Raw genomic sequence first — 3601 nt, forward strand, 5'->3', positions numbered from 1 at the left:
CCCGCGTCTTGCCGCTTCCCGCGCCTGCGATGACCAAAACGGGTCCCTCGACAGATAATACCGCCTGTAATTGCGCCGGGTTTAATCTCCCCTTCAGATCAATCATGAAGTCCCTGTAACGGATCCGGAAAAAATCTCGAAAGATTACGACGAACCGCTCTCATGTAGTATACATGAAACGTCCGCTCAGGGAGAAAGGTGTTTTGGAGAAATCACTATCTGATATAATGCAGAGAGAAGAGGGCGGAAAAGTGCGTTGGGGGTTGTCTGTCGCAGGGCATTGGTAGATGAGAGGAGCTGACGTGGTAATTCTCGTGACGAATGACGACGGGGTCCATTCACCGGGGCTCATCGCCCTCTACAAAGCGATGAAAGAGGTCGGAAATGCCTATATCGTGGCTCCCGACAGAGAAAGGAGCGCCGTCGGCCACTCCTTGACTCTTCACCGTCCTCTCAAGGTCGAGGAAGTGAGGGAGCATGTTTATTCCGTGAACGGTACCCCGACGGATGCCGTGGTTCTCGGCGTGAATAAGATACTCCCGCGGAAACCGGATATTGTGGTATCGGGCATCAACAGGGGAGGGAACCTCGGAGACGACATTACCTATTCCGGAACGGTGTCGGCGGCAATAGAAGGAACGATCCTCAATGTGCCTTCCCTTGCCGTCTCGGTGCACGGGGAGCGGAACTGTCATTTCGACACCGCCGCCATCTACGCCCTTAGGGTCGTACGGCACATCATCGAGAACCCCCTGCCTTATGACACGTTTCTCAATGTCAACGTCCCGAACATGGGCAAAGGTGACGTCAGGGGGATAAGGATCACACGGCAGGGAAAACGCATCTATGACAATTCGATCCAGGACGTCTTTTCTCCCAGGGGCGAACGGCATTACTGGATCGGGGGAGGAATCCCCTATTGGGAGCATGGCGATGACACGGACATAAGCGCAGTCGAGAAGGGATACGTTTCCGTGACACCTGTACATTTGGACCTCACGAATTACAGCGCTCTTCAACTCATGAAGAAACAGATTCCTTCTCTTTTCGGTGAAGACAGGGAAGAACAGGAAGGGGCTGAGGAATGAAGCGATACGATGTCGCGATCGTCGGCGCCGGTCCGGCAGGAATCTTTTCGGCGCTTGAACTGCTGAAGAACAGGAGCGACCTCAAGCTTCTCCTTGTCGAAAAGGGAAAGGATATTGATCAAAGGTCCTGTCCCTTAGAGGTGAGAGACATTTCGTGCAGCAAGTGTCCTGAATGCGATCTCCTGAGCGGATGGGGAGGAGCCGGCGCCTTCAGCGACGGCAAACTTACCCTCTCACCGGAGGTCGGGGGGTTCCTTGCGCGGTATATCGAGCCTCCCGCCCTGCAATCGCTCATCAGTTATGTCGACGACGTCTACAGTCAATTCGGCGCGCCCCAGGAGGTTTACGGCTCTGATGCGGATTCGGTGAAAGAGATCGAACGACTCGCATCGAAAAATGACCTCATTCTCGTCCCCTCGAAGGTGAGGCATATAGGCACGGACTGGTGCAGGGGTCTCCTCCAGAGGATGCGGGAGACGCTCCAGGGAACTGCCGATGTTATCTTCCGGTCCGAGGCGGAGGGAATACGGATAGAGGGAGGGCCGCTCTCGCGCCAGGTGAAAGGCATCAGCCTGAAAAACGGCGAAGAAATAGCTTCCGATTTCGTGATACTCGCGCCGGGAAGGGAAGGCTCGAGATGGCTTGAGAGGGAGGCGAGGACCCTCAGGTTAACCCTTCTCCAGAACCCGGTAGATATCGGCGTGAGAGTCGAAGTTCCCGCCTCGGTGCTCGAACCCCTCACGAGCGTAACCTATGAGCCGAAGCTCATCTTCTATTCAAAGAAATTCGACGACAAGGTGAGGACCTTCTGCGTAAATCCCTATGGAGAAGTCGTGAAGGAGTATCTCAAAGGGATATGCACGGTAAACGGTCACAGTTACGCAGAGCGGAGGACAAACAACACGAACTTTGCGCTGCTCGTGAGCACGGTCTTTACGGAGCCCTTTCACGAGCCGATCTCCTACGGCAGATATATCGCGAGGCTTGCCAACTTTCTCGGACACGGCGTGATCGTCCAGAGACTTGGGGATCTCCTCTCCGGGAGGAGGTCGACCTACGAGAGAATCGCAAAGGGCATCGTCCGGCCGACCCTGAGGGATGCGACGCCGGGGGATCTCAGTTTCGTGATACCCTACCGCTATCTTTCGGACGTCATCGAGATGCTTGAGGCCCTCGACAGGATAGCACCCGGTGTCTATTCGCGCCACACGCTCCTCTACGGCGTGGAGGTGAAGTTTTACTCCATGCAGCTGAAACTCACCGCGAACCTCGAGACAGAGATCAAGAATCTCTTCGCCATAGGGGACGGAGCGGGAGTAAGCAGGGGCCTTGTCCAGGCGTCCGCCTCGGGTATCGTGGCGGCGAGAGAGATACTCAGGAGGTCTTCGGGATAATATGCGATGAAGCATGAACGGAACGGAACAGATTTCGACCGGCTCAGGGACATGATGGTCGAGACCCAGCTCATCCCCAGGGGTATCAAGGACAGCCGGGTTCTCGAAGCGATGAGAAGGATCCCGCGGCATCTATTCATGGATGAGTCGCAGCGCGATAGCGCTTACGCTGACATGGCCCTTCCGATCGGTGAAGGCCAGACGATATCACAGCCTTACATGGTCGCGATCATGACCGAACTCCTTGAGCTCCTCGGCACGGAAAAGGTCCTCGAGATCGGAACGGGTTCCGGATACCAGACTGCGATCCTTGCCGAACTCTCAGGAGCTGTCTATACGATCGAAAGGATCCGTGCTCTGGCGGAACGTGCAGGGGAGAAACTGAAGGTCCTGAGATTTGAGAATATACACGTGAAGGTCGCTGACGGGACACTCGGCTGGCCCGATGCAGCTCCCTTTGACAGAATACTCCTGACGGCGGGAGCGCCGGATGTTCCAGAACCCCTCGTGGAACAGCTTTCCGAAGGGGGGATCCTCTTAGCACCGGTGGGCGACAGGTATTCGCAGCAGCTGGTCAGGATCGTAAAAAAGAGCGGGCAACTTTCGAAGGAGTATCATACTCCCTGCGTATTCGTGCCCCTTGTCGGCGAACACGGCTGGAAGGAATCGTACCGATAACCGGCGAGACCGGCAGTGCTCTTCTCCTGCCTGGCAATATGAGCAACCCTCTGCTGTCTTTTCCCGGCCTGAATCTCTAGCGCCCTACTTGCCGGGCTGAGGCTGGGGTGCCTGTGCGGGTGCCTGCTGCGGGGCCTGAACCGGTCCCTGGGGAATGTTCTGAAAAGGTCTCGGCTGCGACTTCTGCTCTACAGGGGCTGTCTTCTTGATGATAGATCCGCTTCTCGTCGAGACAACGGCGAGGAGGAGCGATGTCACCATGAAAACCACCGCCGCGATCGTCGTGAGTTTGGACAAGAAGGTCGCAGCACCTCTGCTTCCGAAGAGTGTCTGGCTCGAACCGCCGAAGGCCGCGCCCATCTCGGCGCCTTTACTGCTCTGTATCAGGACAATAAATATCAAAAAGAGACAGACAATTGTATGGATTATCAAAAGAAATAT

Annotated in this window: 4 protein-coding genes; 3 read left to right on the top strand and 1 reads right to left on the bottom strand. The window is 55.8% G+C overall.

Annotated elements, in window-relative coordinates; translation table 11 throughout:
- Positions 1-287 precede the first annotated feature (287 nt).
- From surE to VEI96_12415, 3 genes are read left to right on the top strand one after another with little or no spacing between them, the layout of a single operon-like run.
- Positions 288-1088 carry a 5'/3'-nucleotidase SurE gene (gene surE, locus VEI96_12405; GenBank protein ID HXX58796.1) on the top strand — a complete coding sequence of 267 codons (801 nt, stop codon included), beginning with the start codon at positions 288-290 and terminating at the stop codon, positions 1086-1088.
- The gene (locus VEI96_12410) at positions 1085-2482 is read left to right on the top strand and encodes an NAD(P)/FAD-dependent oxidoreductase (GenBank protein HXX58797.1); all 1398 of its coding nucleotides are present in this window, start codon (positions 1085-1087) and stop codon (positions 2480-2482) included. Before surE ends, VEI96_12410 begins: the two co-directional genes overlap by 4 nt.
- Positions 2483-2488: 6 nt before the next feature.
- Entirely contained in the window at positions 2489-3160 is a 672-nt protein-coding gene (locus VEI96_12415; GenBank protein HXX58798.1) for a protein-L-isoaspartate(D-aspartate) O-methyltransferase, read from the top strand.
- An 84-nt stretch (positions 3161-3244) separates the two neighbouring features.
- Here VEI96_12415 and secG read toward each other — a convergent pair.
- Positions 3245-3601: preprotein translocase subunit SecG (gene secG / locus VEI96_12420; protein ID HXX58799.1), on the bottom strand; the 357-nt coding region annotated here is incomplete at its 5' end.

The organism is Thermodesulfovibrionales bacterium (assembly GCA_035622735.1).
Classification (GTDB): domain Bacteria; phylum Nitrospirota; class Thermodesulfovibrionia; order Thermodesulfovibrionales; family UBA9159; genus DASPUT01.

Bases quoted from the DNA above. Each gene is read 5' to 3' on its own strand.
- VEI96_12415 (HXX58798.1), top strand. From the start codon at position 2,489: ATGAAGCATGAACGGAACGGAACAGATTTCGACCGGCTCAGGGACATG.
- VEI96_12410 (HXX58797.1), top strand. From the start codon at position 1,085: ATGAAGCGATACGATGTCGCGATCGTCGGCGCCGGTCCGGCAGGAATC.
- surE (HXX58796.1), top strand. From the start codon at position 288: ATGAGAGGAGCTGACGTGGTAATTCTCGTGACGAATGACGACGGGGTC.